Annotated in this window: 10 protein-coding genes; 5 read left to right on the top strand and 5 right to left on the bottom strand. The window is 70.7% G+C overall.

Annotated features, from left to right (window positions below):
• The first annotated feature begins 13 nt into the window (after positions 1–13).
• A complete protein-coding gene (locus tag OD750_RS09370) occupies positions 14–2,398 on the top strand; it encodes a BACON domain-containing protein (RefSeq protein WP_272841905.1) in 2,385 nt (794 codons plus the stop codon).
• A gap of 126 nt (positions 2,399–2,524) precedes the next feature.
• Positions 2,525–4,537, top strand: a complete 2,013-nt coding sequence (locus OD750_RS09365) for a hypothetical protein (RefSeq protein ID WP_263544913.1) — start codon at positions 2,525–2,527, stop codon at positions 4,535–4,537.
• A 190-nt stretch (positions 4,538–4,727) separates the two neighbouring features.
• Here OD750_RS09365 and OD750_RS09360 read toward each other — a convergent pair whose 3' ends face one another.
• The 4 genes from OD750_RS09360 to OD750_RS09345 form a co-directional block, all read right to left on the bottom strand.
• Positions 4,728–5,897, bottom strand: a complete 1,170-nt coding sequence (locus OD750_RS09360; RefSeq protein WP_263544914.1) for an MFS transporter — start codon at positions 5,895–5,897, stop codon at positions 4,728–4,730.
• Positions 5,898–6,137: 240 nt separating this feature from the next.
• The gene (locus tag OD750_RS09355) at positions 6,138–6,854 is read right to left on the bottom strand and encodes a hypothetical protein (RefSeq protein ID WP_263544915.1); all 717 of its coding nucleotides are present in this window, start codon (positions 6,852–6,854) and stop codon (positions 6,138–6,140) included.
• Positions 6,855–6,903: 49 nt separating this feature from the next.
• Entirely contained in the window at positions 6,904–7,482 is a 579-nt protein-coding gene (locus tag OD750_RS09350) for a hypothetical protein (protein WP_263544916.1), read from the bottom strand.
• The gene (locus OD750_RS09345; protein WP_263544917.1) at positions 7,479–10,736 is read right to left on the bottom strand and encodes a CHAT domain-containing tetratricopeptide repeat protein; all 3,258 of its coding nucleotides are present in this window, start codon (positions 10,734–10,736) and stop codon (positions 7,479–7,481) included. Before OD750_RS09345 ends, OD750_RS09350 begins: the two co-directional genes overlap by 4 nt.
• Positions 10,737–10,864: 128 nt before the next feature.
• On the opposite strand from OD750_RS09345, the gene OD750_RS09340 reads away from it, so the two are divergent.
• Complete coding sequence (locus tag OD750_RS09340; RefSeq protein WP_263544918.1) at positions 10,865–18,877, top strand: transglutaminase domain-containing protein; 8,013 nt, start codon at positions 10,865–10,867, stop codon at positions 18,875–18,877.
• A gap of 41 nt (positions 18,878–18,918) precedes the next feature.
• Here OD750_RS09340 and OD750_RS09335 read toward each other — a convergent pair whose 3' ends face one another.
• Positions 18,919–19,866: a hypothetical protein gene (locus OD750_RS09335; protein WP_263544919.1), complete on the bottom strand. Its 948-nt coding sequence runs from the start codon at positions 19,864–19,866 to the stop codon at positions 18,919–18,921.
• 531 nt (positions 19,867–20,397) lie between these two features.
• Here OD750_RS09335 and OD750_RS09330 point away from each other — a divergent pair.
• On the top strand, positions 20,398–20,925 hold the full coding sequence (locus OD750_RS09330) for a hypothetical protein (protein ID WP_263544920.1): 528 nt from the start codon (positions 20,398–20,400) through the stop codon (positions 20,923–20,925).
• 101 nt (positions 20,926–21,026) lie between these two features.
• The gene (locus OD750_RS09325; protein ID WP_263544921.1) at positions 21,027–22,736 is read left to right on the top strand and encodes a hypothetical protein; all 1,710 of its coding nucleotides are present in this window, start codon (positions 21,027–21,029) and stop codon (positions 22,734–22,736) included.
• Positions 22,737–22,764 lie beyond the last annotated feature (28 nt).

Here is a 22,764-nt window from a genome sequence, read left to right as displayed (position 1 = left end):
CGGGACATCCACAGTGAATCCGATCTCACGCCGATTGCCGACCCTGCTCCTGCCGCTGCTGCTGGCCGGCGCGCCGACCGTACCCGCCTTCGCCGATACCGCGCCGACGCGCGGCACGCTCACGCCCGACGTGCAGGCGGCGCGGCCCGTGCCGGCCGCCGCGCCCGGCGCGACGCCGCGCTCGGTGCACCTTCTGCTCGGTTCCGTGCCGGCGTACGCGCTGGAAATGACGCTGAGCTTCACGCGCTACTACACGGCGTTCGACGCGTCCGCGCCGACGAATTTCGCCGCGGTCGGCCCGCCGCCGCCCGATCCGCAGCTGTGGACCGGCACGTTCGTCCGCAACGATTTCAGCAAGCAGTATTTCGTCGGCAACGCGAACCGGCTGACGACGATCAGCACGGCCGACGGCACGCCCGAAGAGATCGGCGACGCAGTGCCGCCGGTCGAAGGCGAATTCTGGGTCGGCATGAAGTGGGATCCGGTCACCGACAACGTCTACGCGGCGGCCTGCAACCACGTCGTCGGCGTCGGCTGCAATCTGTACACGATCGATACGGTCACCGCCGCGGTGACGCCGGTCGCGCCGATCGCCGGCGGTTCGGGCGATTTCGTGCTGATGGACCTCGCGATCAATTCCGTCGGCGAGATCTACGCGATCAACCTGGTCGACCCGTACGACAACTATCTCGTCAAGGTGAACAAGACGACGGGCGACGTCGACGTGATCGGCCCGACCGGCGTCAACGCCGCCTACGCGCAGGGCATGGATTTCGACAAGCGCACCGACACGCTGTATTGGGCCGCGTTTGGCGCGCTCGGCGCGGGCGGCGCGTTCCAGGGCCAGGTGTACACGGTCGACACCGCGACCGGCGCCGTGACGCACCTCGGCACCACGCCGAACGGCGGCAGCGAAGTGTGGTCGCTGTCGATCGCGACGAGCGCGCCGGCGCAGGGCGCGTCGTGGAATTTCGACGACGTGACCGCACCGGCATTGCCGGCCGGCTGGACGACCGACGCGTCGGGCGCGGGCACGGCCTTCGCCACGCAGACGGCCGTGTTCGACGGCGCGCCGAACGCCGCGTACGTGCCGGAACCGGCGGCGGCCGGCGAAAGCAGCCTGTACAGCCCGGTCGTGCACGCCGGCGCGAACGACGAGCTCGCGTTCCGCCATCGCTGGGCGCACGAGACGAGCCCGTACGACGGCGGCGTGCTGGAAATCGCGATTGACGGCGCGCCGTTCCAGGATATCGTCACGGCGGGCGGCGCGTTCGTGTCGGGCGGCTACACCGCGACGCTGCCGGCCTGCTGCGGCGGCAATCCGCTCGGCGCGCGCGCCGCGTGGGCCGGCGGCACGCGCAACACGTTCCTGACGACGCGCGTGACGCTGCCCGCCGCCGCCGCGAACCGCGACGTGCGCTTCCGCTGGCGCTTCGGCACGGATTCGTCCAGCGTCGCGCCGGCGCCGAACGGCTGGTGGATCGACTCGGTGACGCTCGGCGCCGCCGGTCCCACCGGCCCCGCCGCCGCGCTGTCGGCGAACGCGCTGACGATCGATGTCGAGGCGGGCGAAACGCGCGCCGAACGCGTGACGATCGCGAACGTCGGCACCGCCGCGCTGAATTTCACGAACGCCACGGCGTCGAGCCAGTGCGCGATGGCCGGCGATGCCGCATGGCTGACCGCGACGCCGGTCGCCGGCACGCTCGCGGCCGGCGATTCGATCGACGTGTGGGTCGCGGCCGACGCCTCGGCGCTCGCGGCCGGCCCGCACGACGGCGTGCTGTGCGTGACGACGAACGATCCGGCGCATCCGTCGTTCGCGGTGCCGGTCGCCGCGACCGTGACGCCGCCTTCCGCCGCCGACACGATCTTCCGCGACGGCTTCGACGGCGCGGGCGGCAACGGCGGCGACATCGTCGCGAGCGGCCCGCTGAACTGGCCGGTGCCGGCCGACATCGACGGCCTCGCGATCGACCTCGTGACCGGCGAACACGGCCCGTGGCGCGAAGACTTCGTCGCCGACGTGAACCTGTATCTCGCCACGCAAGCCCCCTCGCCGTCGCTGTACGTGTACTGGTACGCGGACATGGTCGCGAACGCGGCGGTCGGCGGCGTGATCGACGTCAACGACACCGGCGCCGTGCGCTACTCGGTGCTGCAGCGCGGCCGGACGGTCGGCCCCGACGGCACGATCTGGTACGCGCAGACGTCCAAACAACTGGAAAACTGGACGCCCGGCGCGACCGGCTACCTCGGCTTCAAGTTCTACAACGAGGCCACCGGCCAGGTGAACTACGGCTACGTGCATCTCAAGGCCGCCGCCGGCAACGGCTATCCGGCGACGGTGCTCGACTACGCGTACGACCGCACGGGCAACGCGATCGTCGTTCCGTAGCGGTTCGCGTCCCGCTTCGTTCCCGCATCGTTCCCAGCTTTGCCCGGTCGGGATTCCTAGCATCGAGAGGTCCGCCCCACGCGCCGCCGGCGCGGCGGCGGACCTCAATGCCAGGAGATTCCCCTCATGCACCGCACCCGAACGCTCGCCCGTTTCGGCGGCCTCGCCCTGTTCGCGTTTCTGCCCGCGGCCTGGGCCGTTCCGTGTCCCGAAGAAGCCAAGCTCGATCCGCGCGGCAACGTCACGCTGCCGGCCGGCGCGACCGAGATCGAAGGTCCGGAAGACGTCGACGAGGAAGTCGGCCCGCTCTCGACCGTGTATCCCGACCTCGACACGACGACCGACGCGATGTACCCGCTGCCGTGCGAACCGTCGATCGGCGGCACGCTGCCGCCGGAAGCCGAGGAACCCGAATCCGACGCCGACATCGCCAACGACGCGACCGTCGATACGTTCGAAAAGGATCTGCTGCCCGACCTGCTGGGCGGTCTGCCCGACCTGCAGCTGCCGAAGCTGCCGGCGTTCAACGCCAAGCCGGTGTGCTACTACAAGAAACAGGTCTATCCGTGCGACAGCGAGGTGTTCCTGCGCGACGGCGAGCCGTTCGCCGGCCGCGACATCATTTACATCCACGGCCTGTCGATGAAGGCGCTGACCGACGCCATGTCGGGCCATCAGGGCGCCACGAGCCTGTGGCCCAACACCCAGTCGGCGTACCAGCCGGGCGGCTATTTCTACGACAAGGCGGTCGAATACTGGACGCCGCACATTCGCGAGCACCTGTGGGACATCGGCAATCCGTACAACAACGCGCTCGCCGGCTACCAGTGGCCGGCCGGCGGCTCGCCGAGCTACGTGCCGAAGGGCAACCGCCTGCTGATCGTCGCGTGGAGCACCGCGCAGCGCCTCGAATACGCGCAGCACGCCTTTCTGACCCAGGTCATCCGCGCGATGAACACCGGGCAGAACGTGCTGACGCCGCCGAGCTATCCGCCCGACAGCGTCGTCAAGATGCCGTTCTGCGCGAACGGCTGCATCGTCGTGACGCATTCCACCGGCGGCCTGATCATGAACAGCGCGATGGGCCGCCTGCAGCTCGGCGACTACGGCGCGGCGTACAAGCCGCTGGTCAAGCGCTTCCGCGGCCACATCGCGATGGCGTCGGCGCTGTCGGGCAGCCGCCTGGCGAGCGCCGCGATCGCACTGTCGAGCCTCATGGATCCGACCGACCCGCTGTGCGACGTCATCTCGTCGTGGTTCGGCGGCGGCGGCAACTGCGGCTGGAGCCTCGCCGCGGCGCTCCAGACGGTACTCGTGGACTTGACGCCGTTGTATACGCATCAGCGCTGGCATCCCGTGATGGAGGAGTCGCCGGTTACCACGATCACGGTGTCGGGCGCGCATACGCGCGGCAACTACGCGTTCGGCATCCTCGGCACCAAGCTCGTGCATCCCGGCAACGACGACGGCGTCGTGACGATGGATTCGTCGTGCGGCAATCCGACGCCGGTCGCGCCGTGGGCGATTCCGTCGACCGGCTTCATGGTCACGGGCCTCGTCAAGGCGTTCGACCTCGGCATTCCGTTCGGCCGCGCGGTCGGGCAGTTCTGGGATCAGCGCCGCGTCAAGGCGATCGTGCCGCTCAAGTACATGAGCGCGATGTGCTCGCCGTGGCTCGCGCCCAGCGGCATGGTCATGCCGGTCGAGGACGCGTTCTCCGGCACGATCCTCGATTCGCGCCGCCGCCTGCGCAACGTCTATTCGTTCATCCAGGGCGCGGTCGACCATTCGTTCCTCGGCGGAACCGACGACGCGAACCCGCTGCCGTCGGCGTCGAACCAGAGCGCGTGGGTGCCGCGCCCGTACCGCGACAACCTGTTCGGCAATCCGATGCGCGAAGAATCGAGCGCGATCACCGACGCGGCGATCTACGCGGCCGGCCCGGACGGCGTGCGCCCGGTGCATCCGCTGTTCGCCGCGCAGATGAAGGAATACCAGCGCGGCCGCAAGATCAGCTTCAAGCTGTTCGGCATCAAGATCAAATGGTGGCTCTGGCGCCGCACGTATCACCTGCTCAACAACTGGCAGAACAAGGCGGCGTCGCATTTCGCGTATGAGTACGCGTATCGGCGCAACTGAGCGAACGACGGCCGGCGGCGTGGGTGGGCCGCCGGCCGTTTCCGTTTTCCGCCGCGGCGCATGTCGCCAAAGCCGGAGATTCCAGATTGAAAGGACCAGCGCGCGTCGGGCCGAGCCAGACGTCCGACGCGACTGCCGCTCGCGGATCACGCGCCGCAGCAAGTCTCGTCGCCGGGCACAGGCCGCATCGTCAGTGGGGGCGAAGCAACGACCCCATCACGCCCACGCAGGCGAGCGCCGCTGCCGCCAGAAGGAAGGCGACCTGCAGCGACCATTGCTGCGCGATGAAGCCAATCGACGCCGGTCCCAGGAGCACACCTGCGTAACCCATCGTCGTTACGGCGGGTATCGCGATGCGCTCCGGCATGCGAGTCTGCTTTCCGGCAAGCGTGAACATGACGGGCACGATGTTCGCGCAACCCACACCGACTAGCGCATAGCCAAGCAACGCGAGTTCAAAGCTCGGCGCCCACGTGGCCAGCGCGAAGCCCGCGCCCGCCAGCAGCCCTCCGATCAGAACCGCCGGCGAACGACCGAGCCGGTCGACCGCCTTGTCGCCGAGGAGGCGCGTCACGGTCATCGCAAGATTGAACGCAACAAATCCCCAGCCCGCATGCGAGATGTCGACCGATCGGACTTCATGCAGGAACACCGCACTCCAGTCGAGCATCGAGCCTTCCGCGAGGAAGGTTACGAAGCAGATGGCGCCGATGAAGATGACGACGCCCCTCGGGAGCGCGAACGTGGCGCCGTCATGCGATGCGCGTTCGGTACGCCAGTGGAACATCGACAGCAGCGTTACTGACACTGCGCCTGCGGCAACGGCGAGCGTCGCAACCAGCGCGTTCGCTCCGATGGAAAGCAAAAGGGAAACCGCGGCTGCGCCGACGAGGCTTCCAACGCTGTAGAAGGCATGGAAGCCCGACATCATGGACCGGCCCGACTCGCGTTCGACGACGACGGCTTGAATATTCATCACGCAATCCATCGCGCCGACGGCCCCGCCGAACGCAAGCAGGACGAGGCCGATCGCGATCGGCGACGACACCACGGCGAGCAGCGGCAGGATCAGGACCATCGCCGCCACGGTCGCGGCCATGACGTTTCTGCAGCCGTGCTTCGCCGCGAGCATTCCGGAGAGCGGCATTGCCATCAGCGAGCCGAGCCCCAGGCATAGCAATACCACCCCGAGCATCGCGTCATTCAAACCCGCGCGCGCTTTGGCGAACGGCACCAAAGGTCCCCAGCAGGCGATGACGAAACCGGGAACGAAGAACGCCGCACGTGTTGCGACCTGTTGCTTGCGTTGCGTATGGCGTATGTCGGACATTGATCTGGAAGAGACGCGCACCGCGGTCATGGATGCGAAGAAGAAATCGTAACGCGGTTCGGACCGAGGCGAACGAATGGCCCGTCCAGGTATGTTCCAGGCGGTGCGGCTGTTTGTCTCGGAAGCTTGAATGTCGGGAATGGCAAACGTCGGCCACGAGCAAGGCGCGTTTCGGCACTGCCGGGAACATCGGGTGCAGGTGCAACTCAACCGCACATCGGAGGGATCTGCATCGGCATCGCGGTTTCGCTGAAGGTTGCTTGTTCCCTCTCATTCGCCAGCCGCCCCGACGACCACCGTCCAATCGCGCTCGACCTCGCCCGACGCTGCGATCAACACCACGCGGCGACGTCCCTGCCCCAATAGCGCCGCCTCGACGCGCGCTTCGACGTACGCATACCCGTCGGCCTCGCGTGGAACGAGGTCCCGCGCGAGCGGCGTGCGGCGACCGTTCGTCTCGATCGCGAGCGCATAGCGCCGCGTCGCGTCGGCGACTTCCACTTGCAGGCGCACCGCCGTCTGCGGTGCCGGCAGCGTCAACGCCGCCTCGGCGCCTCGCGCGGTCTGCGCGAGCAGCACGTACGTCGGCAGCGTTGCCGGCGGGGACGTCCAGCGCATCGGCAGCACGATCGCCGCCGCCGCGATCGCCGCCGCGGCGAGCCACGCAAGGCGACGGCGATGCGGACGTCGCACGACCTCCTGCCCGCCTTCTTCCTCGCGCAATCGCGCGAACGCGCGTGCCGCGACCAGCCGCTCGCGCGTTTGCGGGTCGACGAGCCGATACCGTCTGAACGCCTCGGCGTCGTCCGCGCCGAGCGCGCCGCGCGCGGCATCGTCGATCAGATCGGTCTCGGCCTCGCGCAGGCGCTCGGCGAGCGCGTCGTCGTGCATCAGCCGCGCGTCGAGCGCTTGCGCGTCGGCGTCCGTCAGCTGCTGCAGCAGCCAGCGGCGCAAGGTGTCGTCGGTCGGCGCGTTCGCGTCGGTCATGGCGTTTTTGTTCGGGTCGTTCCCGAGTGTGTCGGCGCGCGGCGATCCATCACGCGAGGCCTCCGTCGCCGAGCCGGCGCTTCAGGCATTCCTCGATCCGCACGCGCAGCCGCAACGCGCGGTTGCGCAGCGCGTTGAGCGTGCTGCCGCACGCGTCGGCGAGCCGCTGCCGCTCGCGGATGCGCGCGCCGCCGTCGGCGCCGTAGTACGCGAGGATCAAGGCGCGCGCCGCCGCATCGATCTGCGCCAGGCACGCACGCAATGCCGCGAGCGCGGCATCGCGCGTTTCGCGATCGTCGTCGTCGGCATCCGGGACGAGCGTCGGATCGGCCGCCGCGTCGCGCTGCCGCATTTCGCGCGCCCGCGCCTCCTTGACGACGAGCCGCGCGATGCCGAGCGCGTACGCGCGCACGTCGTCGATCGCGACGCCTTCGGCGATGCGCCGCGCCAGCCGGTCGAGCACGACGTCGGCGAGCGCGTCGGCTTCGGCCGGCACGTAGACGCGCAGCAGCGCGAGCAGCCGTTCGCGCAATCGCTCGTACGCGCGCGCGCCGCCGCCCGGTTCGGCCGCGAGCGCGCCGAGCAGCGTGTCGAACGCATCGCCGTGCGCGGTCGCCGTCCGGCTCATCGCGGCGCCGACCGCGTGTAATCGCCCTGCAGCACGAACGCGGCCCAGTATGTCGGCGCGCGCCAGCGCGGCGATTCGCGCAACTGCCGCTGAGCCGCCGCCAGCGCGACTTCCGGCGCCGCGCCCTCTTGCAAAAGCGCCTTGTAGAATTGTTCCATGAACTGCGCGCCCGCGCGGTCGTCCACCGGCCACAGGCTCGCGACGACGCGGCGCGCGCCGGCATGGAAGAACGCGCGCGACAGGCTGTAGACGCCTTCGGCGCCCGGCGCTTCGCCGTCGGCCGAATCGCACGCGCTGAGCACGACGAGGTCGACCGGCATGTCGAGCCGGTAGACGTCGCCAGCGCGCAGGAAACCGTCGTCGGGACGCCCGTCCTTGTCGTACAGCGACAGCACGATGCCCGACAGTTCCGGATTGCGCCGGTCGACGAGCGCATGCGTCGCGAAGTGCACGCCGGCATAGCGCGACCAGTCGGCCGCGAGCACGTCGCGCCGGTTCGCGGCGAAGTCGGTCGCGATCCACGGCGCGGGATCGGCACGCAGCGCGGCGATCGCCTGCGCTTCGCGGCGCGTCTCGCGAAGGCGCGGCAGTTCGCGCAGGTCGGTCGGCGCGGCAGATCGCCACGCGACGGCCGTATCGGGCGACGCCGGCGACGCGGGCAACCGCGGATCGTCGGCGCGAAACACCGGATCGGCGATCACCGCATACGCGCGACCGGCCGCGCCGCGCGGGCGGCGCCGGATTTCGCGCAAGGTCGTCAGCGACGGCGCGTAGACCGGCGCCGCCGCCGCGTCCGGCGCAAACAATACAAAGGGAATACGCAGCAAGCCGCCGTCGGCGATCACGACGTGCCGACTCGCGCCGTCGCGCCACGCGCGTGGCAGCACCCGTTCGCCGAGCCTGGCCGCGAGCTGCAGCGTCGCGGCATCGTCGGCGCGGCGTCGCGCCGCCAGCGCGTCGATCGATGTCGTGGCGACCGCGTCTGACGCGTGCAAGCGTTCGCGCAGCGCGTCGATGTCGCGCTCCAGTTTTTCGCGCGGCGGCAGCGCGATCGCATCGACGCCGTCGCGCGTCACGCGCCACGCGGTGCCGCGCGTCTCGCCGAGCCAGTATTCGAACACCGCCGTGCCGGGGTCGAGATCGCGCTGCACGGCGGCGACGTCGAGCGGCGCCGGCTGCGCGAGCGCGGCATAGCGCGGATCGGCGTCGCGCACGCGACCGCGTGCGGCGTCGAGTTCGCGCTCGGCGCGGTCGATGTCGTCGCGCAGCGCGTCGCGCGCGGCGACGTCGGCATCGGCCGGCAGCTGCGCGTATCGCCACGCGAGTTCGCGGCGCGTGTCCTCGGCATCGCGCAAGGTCGCCGCGAGCGCGGCATCGATGCGCGGCGCGAGATCGATGCGCCGCGCGACGACGAGATCGAGCAGCGCGCGCGTCCTCGCCCGCTCGGCCGCGACGAGCGCGCGTACCGCGTAGCCGTCACGCGGCGAGCGCGCATGGCGGCGCATCAGCACGTCGACGTAGAGGTCGTAGTACGCGCGCTGCGTCGAAAAATACGTCGTGCGCAGCTGCGGATCGGGTATCGCCGCGCGCTCCGATTCGATCAGCGCGAGCGCGCCTTCGATGCGCTTTTGCGCCGCGTCGAGCCGGCCGGCGTCGGCGTCGAGCCGCGCGAGGCTCGCCTGCGCCGCGACGCGCGTCGCGCGGTCGCCGGTTTTTTCGGCGAGCGTGAGGCTTCGCGCATACGCGTCGCCGGCCGCCTTCGCGTCGCCGCGCACGCTCGCGAGATCGCCGAGTCCTTGTTCGATGCCGGCTTCGAGCGCTTCGGCGCGGATCTGCCTGGCAAGATCGCGCGCGGCGTCCAGCTGCGTCTGCGCCTGCGGCCAGTCGCGCCGCGCGACGGCCGCCCGGCCCAGGCCGCCGAGCGCGTGCACTTCTTCGCGCTTGAAGCCGTGCTCGCGGTCGAACGCGAGCGCGCGGCGATACGCCGCTTCCGCGTCGTCGACGCGGCCCGCGTCGAGCAGCGCGTCGGCCGCGTTGAGTTCGGTTTCGGCGAGGCCGGCGCGGTCGCCGCTCGCGGTCCACGCGGCGCTCGCGCGGCGGTAGGCGTCTTCCTGCGCGCGACGATCGCCGAGCCGGCCGTAGACGAGGCCGAGATTGTTCCAGGCCATGCCTTCGACGAGCGGATACGGCGTGGCCGGCAGCGCGTCTACGATCTCGCGATAGCCGCGCAGCGCCGGCGCGAGTTCGCCGCGCTGCAGGTGGACCGCGGCGATGCTCTCGCGCACGAACAGCGCGCGTTTCGTATCGCCGAGCGACTGTGCGACGTCGAGCGCGGCCTGCGCGGTCGCGAGCGCGCGGTGGCTTTCGCCGAGCACGCGATAGTTCGCGCTGAGATTGCCGAGCAGCATCGCCTGGAACGCCGGATCGCCGGTCTTGCGGTAGCGTGCGAGCGCGCGTTCCGACCATGCCGTCGCCGCGACGAGGTCGCCGAGATAGCCCAGCGCCGAGCCGAGCGTGCGCTCCGCGGCGGCGGCCTCGGCTGCGGCGGCGAGATCGTCGTCGCCGCCGCACGGCGTCGGCAGCGCGGCTTGCGCGTAGCGCCGCGCCTCCCCGTAGTCGCCGCGCGCGAAGTGCCAGCGTGCAAGCCCGGTCTGTGCGACTGCGGCGATGCAGCGCTCGCCGGCCGCGTTCGCGGCATCGATCGCGGCCCGATAAGCCGCGACGGCGCGCGCGGGCAGATCGTCGGCGGTCGCGCGCTTGCCGGCTTCGAGACTGCCGGCTTCGCGCCGCAGGTTTTCGGCGGTCGCGAGCGCGCGCTCGGCCGCCGCGCGCCGACGGTCCCGCGCGGTCGCCGCATGCGGCTTGCCGACGCGCACCGCGTACGTCGCGGCGGCGCCGTTCTTCGCGGCGACGTCGAGCACAACGTCGCCGGCGCGTTCGGCCACGAGCGTCACGGCGAGGCGCGCCTGGCGGCCCGCGTCGTTCTGATAGAGGGGCGAGTCCGACGTCGACGCAACGCGCAGCCGCAGCGTCGCCGTGCGCTGCACGAACGCGACGTCGACCGCCTGCCCCGACGCGAGCTTCACGCGATAGCGCCGAGTTGCTTTTGCGGCGAGCGTCTCGTCGACGGCCGCACCCGGCGCAAGCCGGCGTTCGTCCGGCGGCGCCTGCGCGACGGCGGCGGCCAGCCATGCAAACCCGAGCGCCGCGGCCGCGCAGCGGATCGCTCGTCGTCGGTGCTGCGCTCGCGTCATCGCCCGTCCGCGTCGGTTGCCCGCCGCGAATATACCCGCGACGCCGATCGCCACGTCATCGCGTGATGTTTTCGCCGTTTCGCTCACACGGCACAGGGGCCGGCCGTCGGACCCCGCGGGGAGAGGCCATGAACGGAACAAGGAACGTCCGCGCCGCCGCGCGGATCGCGTTGCTGCAGTGTCTGATGGGGTTCGCGACGGCCGCTGCCGCGGCGCCGATCGACGTGCCGGCCGGCTGGCGCTACGGTCCGCCGCCGGCGCCGGCACCCGGCGACGCGCGGAAGATCGCCGCTGCGCCGGACGGCGACGAGACCGACCCCGCCATCGTCGCGCAGGCCGCCGCGCTCGGCCACGATCCCGCGCGGATCTTCGCGTTCGTGCGCGACGACGTCGGCATCGATCCCTACGTCGGCAGCCTGCGCGGCGCGCGCGGCGCGCTCGCCGGTCGCGCCGGCAACGCGCTCGATCGCGCGAGCCTGACGATCGCGCTGCTGCGCGCGTCCGGCTTCACGGCGCGCTACGCGCAAGGCGAACTCGCGTATGCCGACGCGCAGCGCGTCGTCGCGCGCGTGTTTCCGGACGCGCGGCGTTTCGTCGGCTGCAACAACCCCGGCGCGCGCGCCGACGGGCGCAACGACTACAACCTGATCGCCCCGGCGCAGGCGCACACCTGGGTTCAGTACCAGGCCGTCGCGTCCGGGCCCTGGATCGCGCTGGATACGGCGTTCGCCGATGCGGCACCCGGCCAGTTCTTCGCGAGCGCGACCGTCACGTTCGACGCCGTGCCGGCCGCGCAGCAGCACCGCGTGCGCGTGCGCGTCGTCGCCGAAACCTGGTCGCAGGCCGGCGCGATATACGGCTTCGGGCTCGGCAGCAGCACCGTGCTCGACGTCACCTACCCGGCCGCCGATCTCGTCGACCGGCCGCTGACGCTGGGCCATTTCGTCGCGCACAACGCGCCGCCCGCGCTCGCGATCGGCTCGATCACCAATACGTATTCGCCGTATCTGCTCGTGGCGAACCCCGCGCTGGACCCGAGCGGCTATCCGGTCGTGCGCGGCACCGACTACGTGGAGACTTTTACCAATTTCCCGTTGGGAACCGTGCTGCTGACGGGCGTCTTCGCCGTCGTCGACGTGACCTCGCCGCAAGATCCGCAGAACCCGAGAACCTTCCAGCGCGTGCTGGTCGATCGCATCGGCTACGCCACGCGCGTGAACGGCGGCTCGGTGCAGGCGCCCGATTCGAACGCGCCGCCGGCGCTGGCGCCGCTGGATCTGACGACGATACAGGTGTCGCCGTCGCAGCAGCCGCTCGACGGTTTCGCGGCGCGCCGCACGCGCCTTGAAGCGCTGCAGGCGCAGACCGCCGCGCTCGCGCCGGCGATCGCCGCGCTGCCGCCGCCGGCGCAGCAGTCGCCGGCGCAGATCGGCCTGCGCACGCAGGCCGCCGATCTGAACCGGCGCGCGGTGATCGCGATACTCGAACTGCTGACGGCGTCGTTCGAAGGCGCGGCCAGCCGCGCCGACGAGGAGGCTGCCGCGACGTTTCTCACCCGCGCCTGGATCGACAGTCCGCGGCTGACCGTCGCCAGCGCGCGCGCCGGCGCCGACACGCTCGGCTTCGCACTCGACATCCGCAAGAACGACCTGCGCGTCTATCCGCACCAGGGCATCGCGTGGACGAACACGGCGCATTTCGAACGCGCGCGCGGCCTGCAGGAATCGCTGCTCGAAGCGCAGGTGCTGACGGCGGTCACCGGCCAGCCCGCGGCGAGCTTCGCGTCGCTGTTCGGCGCGAACGACGCCGACCTCGTGCCGATCACGCGCTACGACGTCACGCGCGTCGACGATCTGGCGCTGTCGCCCGAGGCGAAGGCGCGCATCCGCGAGACGGTGACGGGGTTCAACGGCCGCAGCGTGCTCGCGCCGCGCGCGCCGGTCATGGTCGGCGGCCGCCCGTACAGCATCTGGCTCGAAACCGATCCGAACACCGGCTACACGATCAGCACCGGCGAAGACGGCACGCATCAGGCGCTCGGCGAATACGGCGGGCTGCTGCTCACCCTGTTCGGCGTCGACAGCCTCGAAACGCAGATGGCGAAGTTCATCGGCCAGGTCAACGCGGCCGGCGTCGTCGGCGTCGCGTTCACGGCGGCCGTCGTGCAGGCGGTTGCCTCGGGCGGTGCGTTCGGCGATCTCGGCCAGGCGGTCAAGGCGATCCTCAACGACGCGACCGGACCGCTCGCGAACATCATGGAGATGCTCGAGAACTCCGGCGCTTCGGAACTGTGCGAAGGCGGCTGCGGCCTCGTGCAGAACATGCTGTCGGGCCTGCTCGACGGCATCAAGACCTTGCGCAGCGCGATCACGTCGGGCGATCCGCCGGTGCCGTCGATCCTGATCGCGCCGCCGGTGCCGCCGCTGCCCGCGGACGTCGCGCCCGGCGCAACGCCCGGCGTCGCGGTCGACGTCGTCGCCGATCCGCGCTGGTTCGTGCCGTACAACGGCGCGGAACTGCCGTTTGTATATCTGGCGAAAATTACCAATACGGGACCCGCGACCGATACGTTCCGCATCGACAACGCCGGTGCCGGCAACGGCTACGGCCTTTTCCTGGCAATGACGCAGATCACGCTGCGCCCCGGCCAGAGCGGCGAAGTCGGCCTGTGCATCGCGCCGGGCGGCGCGCTGCCGGCGCCGGGTACGCCCGTGCCGTTCAACGTGCACGTTTACAGCCCCGCCAACCCCGCGGCCGACACGACGAGCGCGAACACGAACACCACGCCGCCGGCGCAGGCGCTGCGCCTGCGCGCGCTGCCGGCCGGCGCGAGCGTCCGCGCCGGACAAAACGCCACCACGACGCTGACGCTCGACGCGCTCGGCAACGTGCCGACCGTCGCGACGCTGACCGCGACCAACGACGCGCATCTCGGCGTGACCGGCCTGCCGGCCGACGTGGCGCTCGCGGCCGGCGAATCGCGCTCGCTGCCGCTGACGTACACCGTCGGCGCGGGCGCGACGTCGGGCACGAGTCTCGTGTCGGTGCTGCGCGGCGATCTCGGCGGCGTGGAACCGGCGACGACGCGCTTCACCGCGCACGTCACCTCGTCGCTCACGACGTGTACCTCGCAGGCCGCGCTCGACGCGACGCGGCTCGGCCGCGGCTCGATGGGTGCGACGCTCGCGCGGCTCGCCGGCACGATGGACGTGCTCGCGGGCCGGCCCGACGATGCCGGCGCGCTCGCCGCGGCGCTCGCCGAACTCGACGATCTGACGCACAACCAGTTCAACACGACGATCTTCGCGACGCTGACCGCGACCGTCACGGCCGCGCGCACGCAGCTCGCGAATGCCGCGGTTTCCGGCATGCCGGCCGCGCTCGCGGCCGTCGACGCGAGCCTGTGCGCGCTCGGCGACGCGCTCGTGGAAGCCGCGAGCGGCGAGATGTCGCTGACCTTGCAGCCGCAGCTCGCCGTGAATCCGCCGGCGCAGGCGACGGTCGTTAATATACAGCTGTACAACGATACGTCCGGTCCGCGCACGTTCGACATCGCGATCGACGGCGTGCCGGCGAACGTGCAGGCCGTGCTGTCGGCGACGACGGTGAACCTCGGTTCGCGCGGGCTGACGAACGGCTGCTGCGGCGCGCCGACCTTGAGCGTGACGTTCACGAACGCCGACGGCCAGGCGCGCGCGTTCGACTACCGCGTGACCGCGACGCCGCGCGACCTGCCGCAGATCGCGCGCAGCGTCGTCGGCGGCGTCGCCTTGCGTCCGGACATCGCGCGCGTCGCGAGCGTGCGCGCATCGCCGTTCGCGGCGACGCCGGGCCAGCCCGTCACCGTGTCGACGCGCGTGATGAATTCGGCGAACGGCTATCGCAACGTGTTCGGCGGCTGGACGCTGCGCGACGCAACCGGCGCGACGCGACGCTCCGGCAGCACCGACGCGAAGCTGCTCGCGCCGGGCGACGGCATCGTCGCGCTGAACGATTTCACGATCGACACGACGGGACTCAACGGCGCACTGACGCTCGAGATGGGCCTCGTCGACGCGAGCCGCTGCTGCGACGCGATACCGGGTTCGTTCGCCTCGGGCGCGCTGATCGTCGGCGCGCCGTTCTCGGCGCAGCTGTCGGCGACGCCCGCGACCGTGCCGCCCGGCACAAGCACGATCGCCTACGCGCTGACGCTGTCGCGCGAATCGGCGCCGACGCCGGTGATCGATCCGCGCGCGTCGCTCGCGATGCCGGCGTCGACGCGCTCGTTCGCGCAGCGCGGGCGCTACCTGTACGTGTGCCAGCGCGACCGCGTGACGATCGTCGATGTCGCGACGCCGGCCGCGCCGGTCGTCGCCGGCACGTTCGCGACCGACGCGCTCGCGACCGGCTACGCCAATGTCGGCTGCAATCTCGACGGCGACGTGCTCGTGCTCGCGTACAACTTGAGCAGCCCGAGTTCGTTCGACGATCTGAAGCTCGTCGCGTACCGCGTCGACGACGCGCACGCGACCGCGCCGCTGCGGCTCAATCCGACGCCGGTGTCGATCCCCAAGCGCTTCGGCGGCACGATCCGCTTCAACGACAGCCACATCGGATCGCTCACGACCGCGGCGATGCTGTACAACCCGTTCTCGGGCTTCGTGTTCCAGCAGAACGGCAATCTCGTGAGCCTCGACTTCTCGACGCCGGCCAGCCCCGCGCCCGCGGGCGAACTTTTCCACCATTTCGGGCCGACCGATACGAACGATCCGATCTACGGCGGCCCGAACATGATCTTCTCGAGCCTGCCGCGCGGCACGACGACGCTGCTCGCGTCGACGAGCGCGGTCGGCGACGGCTTCGGCACCGGCCCGGGCGTCGGGCGCATCGCGGCGGCCGACGTCGCGCAGCTGCCGACGAACTGCCCCGGCGCGCCGAACCCGTGCGTCACGGGCACGACCGACGTACCGGGCACGCGCGTGCTGTTCGGCATCGCGGCGCAAGGCGACGCCGGCCTCGCCGCCGGCGACACCGACGGCGCGTACGACGGCTATTCGGGCTTCGTCGGCAACCTCACGCTGAGCGCGCTCGATCTGTCGGGCGCCTTGCCCGCGGTGCGCAGCACGCTGACGTCGCTGATGCTCAACCGCCGCCCCGCGGGCGGCGCGTGCAACCAGCCGCTCGACACCGGCGGCACGACGCTGTCGGCGCTCACCGGCAACTACTACGCCGTCGGCGCGTTCAACCCGCTGTCGTGCGCGTGGGTGCTCGCGATCGTCGACGCGAACGATCCGGCACACCTTGCCGTGATTCCGTACGACGTGCCGTCGCCGCTGCGCAACGTGCTGCTCGACGGCAATACGCTGTACGCGCTGACCGACACGGCGATCCTCGTCTACGACTACGCCGTGATCGCCGGACCCGCCATCACCGTGCGCGTCGACATTCCGAAGAACACCGGCGTCGCGATCGTGCCGGGGTCCTTCAGCGTGCCGCCGACCGGCGTCGACACGAGCGCCGCGGAGTACGACCGCTACACGTGGTACCGCCCGACCGCGAACGCGATCGCGTGGCAAGGCCAGGTGACCGGCATGACGCCGGGAGAGCTGCGCGCGGTCGCCGCGGGCGGTCGCGTCGACTACACGCTGCCGGCGATCGGCTCCGGCAGCGTCGCGCTCGAACGCGTGGCGGTCAGCGCGGACCAGACGCTCGCGATCGTGCCGGCTCGGCAAGGCGCGACGCTCGGCGATCCGCTGACCTACGCGATCGTGCTGACGAACCCGGGCGCGAGCGCGGTCACCTACGACCTCTCGCTCTCGGGCGTGCCGGACGCGTGGCGGGAATCGCTCGCGACGCCGGTGACCGTGCCGGCGCACGGCCAGGCGAGCGCGAACCTCGTGCTGCGCGCGACGCCGGGCGATCCGCAGTACGCCGATTTTCCGTTCACGGTGACGGGTACGGTGCGCGGCGGTTTCACGACGTCGGGTTCGGCGGTGTTCGGCACCGGCGGTCGCAACGTCGGCGGCGATCCGAACACGCCGATCCTCGCGTCGACCGTCACCGTGCTGACCGATCCCGTCACGGCCGGCCGCGGCGACGTCGCGCCGGTGACGCTGCGCGTCGCGAACGTCGGCAACGTCGCGCAGAACTACAACGTCGGCCTCGCGAGCGCGCCGCCGGGCCTCGGCCTCGCGTTCGTGCAGCCGAACTTCACGTTGAACGCCGGCGCGACGAAGGATGTCGCGGGCACGGTCAGCGTCGCGACGAACGTCGCGCCGGGCAGCTACGCGGTCGCACCGCTCGTCAACAGCTTCGCCGGCAACCAGACGGCGAGCCTGACCGTGAACGTGCCCGGCCCGGGCGTGTTCGTCGCGCTGACGCCGGGAAGCGGCACCGCCGCGACCGCGTACACGGCGCGCATCACGAACACCGGCACGGCGAACGACACGTTCGACCTGCGCGCACTCGGGCCGCTCGGTCCCGCCGTGACGCTCGCGCCGGACGTCGTCGCGCTCGCGCCCGGCGAGGCGCGCGACGTGACCGCGACGCTCGCCGGCACCGGCTATCTGCCGCCCGGCACGAGCACGTTCGACGTGGAAGCCGTCTCGCGCGCGGTCGGCGCGGTGCGCGCCCGCGCAACGGCAACGGTGACGCTCGCGGGCAGCAAGGCGGTCGCGCTGCGCGGCGTGCCGGCGAGCGTGACGGCACCGAACCTGCCCGCCACGGCGAGCTTCGGCGTGCGCGTCGTCAACGCCGGCAACGTCGAAGACGTCTACCGGCTCGCACTCGCCGGCACGACCGGCAACGTTACCGCGAGCCTGTACGACGCCGGCGGCGCGCCGGCCGCCGCGGTCGAGCCGATCCGCCTGCCCGGCAACGCCGCCGCGCAGTTCCGCGTCGACGCGACGCTCGCGGCCGGCGGCAGCGAAGCCGGCAGCGTCACGCTCACGGCGACGTCGACGAGCGACGCCGCGGTGCAGGCCACGATCGTGCTCGCGTTCTCGCGCAACGGCGCGGCGAACCTCATTCTCGGCTCGCCAGGCGCGATCGATTTCGGCGACCAGGCGCTCGCGTCGACGAGTGCCGTGCGCTCGGCCACGCTCGTCAACAGCGGGCCCGGCGACTTCGTGATCGGCAGCGTGTCGGTCGCCGGCGCGAACGCGGCGGACTTCGCGCTCGCGGCAGGCGCAGGCTCTTGTGTCGGCGGCACGACGATCGCGGCGAACGGCGGCAGCTGCACGGTTTACGCGCGGTTCGCGCCCACCGCGCTCGGCGCGCGCGCGGCGCGCATCGACGTCGCCGGCAACGGCGCACCGACCGTCGCGATACCGTTGTCGGGCACCGGCGTCGAGGGCACGCAGCTGTCGGCCGAACTCACGGCGAACCGGCCGTACGTGCAGTACCTGCGCACGCTCAGCTGGCTCGTCACCGCGCGCAATCCCGGCACGACGCCGGTCGCGGGCGTCGACGTCGCGCTGCCGCTGCCGCCGCAGATCGAACCGGCGAGCGCGACGTGGTTCTGCATCAACGCGAGCGACCCGAACACGCACTGCGCGACGGCCGGCAGCGGCGCGCTCGCCGACCACGACGTGCTGATTCCGGCCCAGGGCAGCGTCAGCTACGTCGTCAGCGGCACGGTGCGATCGTCGGTCGCCGACGAGCGCATCGTCGCGACGACGACGGTTGCGAGCGTCGCCGACCCGACGCCGCGCAACGCCAGCGCGGCGACGCAGATCGTGGTGTTCCGCGACGGGTTCCAGCCGTTCGGCGACGGTGCGTCGACGCTCGTGGCGGCCGGCACGCTCGCGACCGACGGCAGCGTCGCGCTGCGCGTCGCGCCGCCGGCAACGCCGCATGCGATCGACACCGTCGTGCGCGGTCGCAACGGACCCGACGCGTTCCGCGTCGAGCGCGTCGGCTATGCCGCGCGGTATTGGCTGCGGCTCGTCGCCGAGCGGGCCGACGGCGACACGGCAGGCCGCTGGATCGCGGTGCCGTTCGACGGCGTCGTCGAACTCGGCGCGGTGACGCGCGAGGACGGCGTGGAACTGCTGCTGCGCGCGGGCGACGGCGAATCGCGCGTCGTGCTGCCGCCGGCGGCGTTGCGGTCGTACGCGCTGGAGGTCGCGTCCGACGCAACGCTTGCCGTCGCGGATTGATGCCATGCACCGGCCCGTACGCGGGCCGGTGCGGGGGCCGCTCAGCGTCGAACGGTACAGTGCAGCGTGTGGCCGTCCCACGTGCACCGGATGCGGTAGCCGTGCGCGTCCATGTAGTTGATGTTCGCGTTCAGGCGTTCGAGCAGGTCGATCAGCCGGCCGCGCGCATAAGAGTGGCTCGGGTCGTAGTTCCAGTTGCCGGCGTAGTTCGCGGTGTTGGCTTCGGGGATGAGATAGCCGGCGGTATCTCGACCGGATTCCGCCAGGTAGTTGGGCAGGCCGCTCAGTGCCTGGTTGAATACGAGGCTCGATCCATCGGGGAACACGACTTCGAAGTTCATCGTGATGCCCTGCGTATAAGCCATCGTCGCATTGATGTTCGCCTTCACATACGCGACCGCCGCCTGCACCCACGACGGCGCGCCGCCGAGTCCGTTCGTATCGACGAAATCGCGTACCTGCGCGCGCAGCACGGCATCGGTCATGAAGTCCTGCGCTGTCGGATTCTGCGGATGGTATCCGCCGAAGCCGGGCGGCAACGGCACGCGCAAGCCGCGCGAGTTGCCTGCTCCCTTCAGGGTGTTAAGGTTTCTGCCGATCACCCACGTCCCGTTCGTCGCCAACCAGATCTTGCCGAGATGCGGCGCGACATCGGCGTACTGCGGTTCGACCGGCACCTCGTCGGTCGCCATCGACTGCCCGGTACACGCGCCGTACGGCGACGGCGCCGTCTCGACGCGCAGCGCGAGCTTGTCGTCGTTGACGCGCTCGGCACCGCCGCAATAGCTGACGTACTTGCGCACGTCGCCGTTGTACGGATCCCAGATGTAAATCGTGCCGGGACCGAACGCGCGCGCGGCGACGATCATGCGATCGACGCTGCAGTTCGGGCAGACCTGGTTCTTGATCGCGAAAACGGCGGGGCTGGCGACGAAGCCTGCGATAGCGGCGAGCACGATCGCGATTTTGCGGGCGAATTTTCCTGTCATGTGACGCTCCTGTGTGTGAATGTCGCTGCAGCGATTCACCCCGGTCGCCAACATCACTCGCAGCTGCGGCAGCGACCGGCTCACAGTCGCAACCGCATGGTTGCGAGGCCGCGATTGAGAGCAACGGAAAATTCTCAATGGCCCTTTCGGCAGGATCGCCGCACAGGCGCCGGTCCGGTGCGAATCCGGCGGGGCGCAAAGGATGCCGCGCCCGCCCCTCCCGGACGGACCTCGCATTGTGACAATCCGCGAAAGATGAAACACAAGCTACTTTGACAGCTCAATAACTTTGACAAAGTTGATAAATCTGCTAAGACTTGCCATCGTGCCGCCCGCAGCCTCCAGACCCGGGGACGTGGCGTCGACACGATCGACGCAGGGGTCTGCCTCGATCGAGCGGCCCAGCAATGCCGTCACGGCCGTTCGTCGAGGCTTCGAGCGCCTTCGGCGCCCCGCTGTGCGGATCTCGCGCTCGTTTGAACGCGCCGGGCGACGCCCCGGCATCCACGACGTCTGCCGACAGGAGAGCAAGTGAACAAGCACCTCGGAAATCTGACCCTCGCCCTCGTCGCCGCCCTTGCCGCAGCACTGGCGACGGCGCCCCGCCCCGCGCACGCCCAGTTCCAGGAACCGTGCACGATCGACAATCCGGACTCCTGCAACTTCCCGCCGCCCGGCGGCGGTGGCGGCGGCACGCCGACCGGCCCCACGTATACGTTGCAGGGCGTGATCCAGCATCAGGGCTACGAATACAGCAGCGGCGGCTTCCGCCACGCCAAGATCCGCGGGTATTCGCGCTTCGCGAACCAGAACAACGACCGCGTCGACGCCGACTACATCGAAGTGCGCTGCTACGCGTACGGCCCCACGGGCAACACGATGGACTACGACGACGAGACGAACGGCGCCCTCGTCGACGTGCATTTCTACTCGAGCGGCTATCCCGCGATCGGCGGCTCGGGCATCGTCAACGTGCAGTGTACGCATTACGCGGAAAACAACGGCGTCGTCTACAACGCGACCAGTTCGGCGCAGATCGCGATCTCGAACTATCCGTAGTCGCGGCGCTCCGGACCCTCGTGCCGGACCGTGCCGCCATGCGCCGCGCGGCAGACCCCGACTGCCGCGCCGGCCTCGTTGAAAATCATCAAGGATTTCCCATGAACTTCGCGATTCACCGCGAGCGGCTCGCACGCTTCGCCGGTTTCACCTCGTCGCTGCGCTGGCTCGTGCTGGCGCTCTTCGTTGCGGCCGCGCTGCCGCAGCGCGCCGCGCACGCGCAGGCCTGGCTCTTGAGCCAGAGCGACCGCATGGCCTATCTGCAGTACTACGCGCCCGTCATCATGCAGCGCGCCGAGGAAAACAGCAGCAAGCGCGGTCGCGACTGGCTGTCGAACTACGACTTCGACCGCGACGGCAACTTCGCCAACAACCGCTACACCTGGGCCAATCTGCTGCCGCAGTACATCGCCGCCTCCACGGCCGGCTCCGGCGCGTACCAGAACTGGCGCATCCGTCCGACGCTGTACACGTCGGCGCTCGAGTTCATGGACGGCGGCAGCAAAGGCCTCGTGCTGCTGTTCCACGTCTACCACCCGGTCGACAAGAAGGCCAACGAGATCCACGACTGGGAACGCATCGAGATCGTCGTGCGCGGCGTGACCGGCGTGCCGGGCGGCGCGGGCGAGTACGTGGGCCACGTCACGATCACGAGCCACAAGGACCACGTGCTGCGCAGCTACGGCAGCCCCGACCTCAATTTCATGCAGGTCGCCGGCGGCCGGCACGTGATGATCTGGCAGGCCGACGAGGACAACACCGAACTCGGCACGCACGGCCACGAGCTGCATTTCGTGCAGGATTCCTACGCCACGATCGCCGCGCGCGTCGCGGCCAGCGCGTCGGCGGAAGTCGAAGTGACCAACGACGACGACAAGTCGGTGCACTACGTCTGGGTACCGGAAACGTCGCAGGCCGCCGTCGCGGCCTGGAACGCGCGCGCGATCAGCTATGCGTATGCGGCGCCGCTCGCCGCGGGCGTCGACGGCACGGTCAGCTGGTTCGCGGTCAACCGCATCACCTACGAACTGCAGGATCTCGCCGACGTGTTCGCGAGCCAGTGGTCCGGCGCGAACTGGTCGCTCAACTGGACGAGCGACGTGACGGCCGACATCCTGCTCGACAGTCCGATCGTCGACGAGAGCGGAACGACGCAGGTGCCGTCCGGCCTGCAGCGCTTCTATCTCGGCTCGCGCGATACGCAGAGTTCGAACCTCACCGACGGCCGCGAAGGCGTGCTCGCGAAGGCCTGGTTCTGGGGCGGCTATTCGGCCGAGACGAACGCCGACACGATCTCGGGCTCGGACAAGCTCGACGGCTACGGCGGCGCGGGCCGCGACAGCTACAACCGCAACCGCGCCGACGCGAGCGGCGACTACGCGTCGCTCGGCGCCTACTGGCGCCAGCACGATTTTCTCGTGCACTCCGGCGCGATCGACACGCGCGAGCACTACGAGGCCGGCGTGTGGCTCCCGGCCGGCTGGCACCTGCCGCAGAACGGCGGCTACGACGGCCGCTGGGCGCAGGTCTACGACGATCGCGTGAACGTCGACGGGTTGAACGTCGCGATGCCGTCGTCCGTGCGCGGCTGCGGCGCGACGAAAACCGCGACCGCGACCGTCAGCGGCGGCAGCCTGCCGTATACGCTCACGTGGACGAACGTGCTGTCGCAGGCGCCGAACGGCCTGTCGGCGCAGGTCGCGAGCGGCGCGACGGCGACGCTCGTCGTCGGTTCGGCCGACGGACAGAGCGCGACCCGCACGTTCCAGAACCAGACCGGCTGCCGGCCCGATCCGGGCGGCAACCACTGAACTTCACTGCGCGGAGGGCGACGCGTAC

It is taken from the genome of Tahibacter soli (genome assembly GCF_025717065.2).
Lineage (GTDB): Bacteria > Pseudomonadota > Gammaproteobacteria > Xanthomonadales > Rhodanobacteraceae > Tahibacter > Tahibacter soli.
This window is presented reverse-complemented; position numbering and strand designations above follow the sequence as displayed.

Coding starts and splice junctions, on each gene's coding strand:
- OD750_RS09365 (WP_263544913.1), top strand. CDS start 2,525: ATGCACCGCACCCGAACGCTCGCCCGTTTCGGCGGCCTCGCCCTGTTC.
- OD750_RS09360 (WP_263544914.1), bottom strand. CDS start 5,897: ATGACCGCGGTGCGCGTCTCTTCCAGATCAATGTCCGACATACGCCAT.
- OD750_RS09355 (WP_263544915.1), bottom strand. CDS start 6,854: ATGACCGACGCGAACGCGCCGACCGACGACACCTTGCGCCGCTGGCTG.
- OD750_RS09350 (WP_263544916.1), bottom strand. CDS start 7,482: ATGAGCCGGACGGCGACCGCGCACGGCGATGCGTTCGACACGCTGCTC.
- OD750_RS09345 (WP_263544917.1), bottom strand. CDS start 10,736: ATGACGCGAGCGCAGCACCGACGACGAGCGATCCGCTGCGCGGCCGCG.
- OD750_RS09340 (WP_263544918.1), top strand. CDS start 10,865: ATGAACGGAACAAGGAACGTCCGCGCCGCCGCGCGGATCGCGTTGCTG.
- OD750_RS09335 (WP_263544919.1), bottom strand. CDS start 19,866: ATGACAGGAAAATTCGCCCGCAAAATCGCGATCGTGCTCGCCGCTATC.
- OD750_RS09325 (WP_263544921.1), top strand. CDS start 21,027: ATGAACTTCGCGATTCACCGCGAGCGGCTCGCACGCTTCGCCGGTTTC.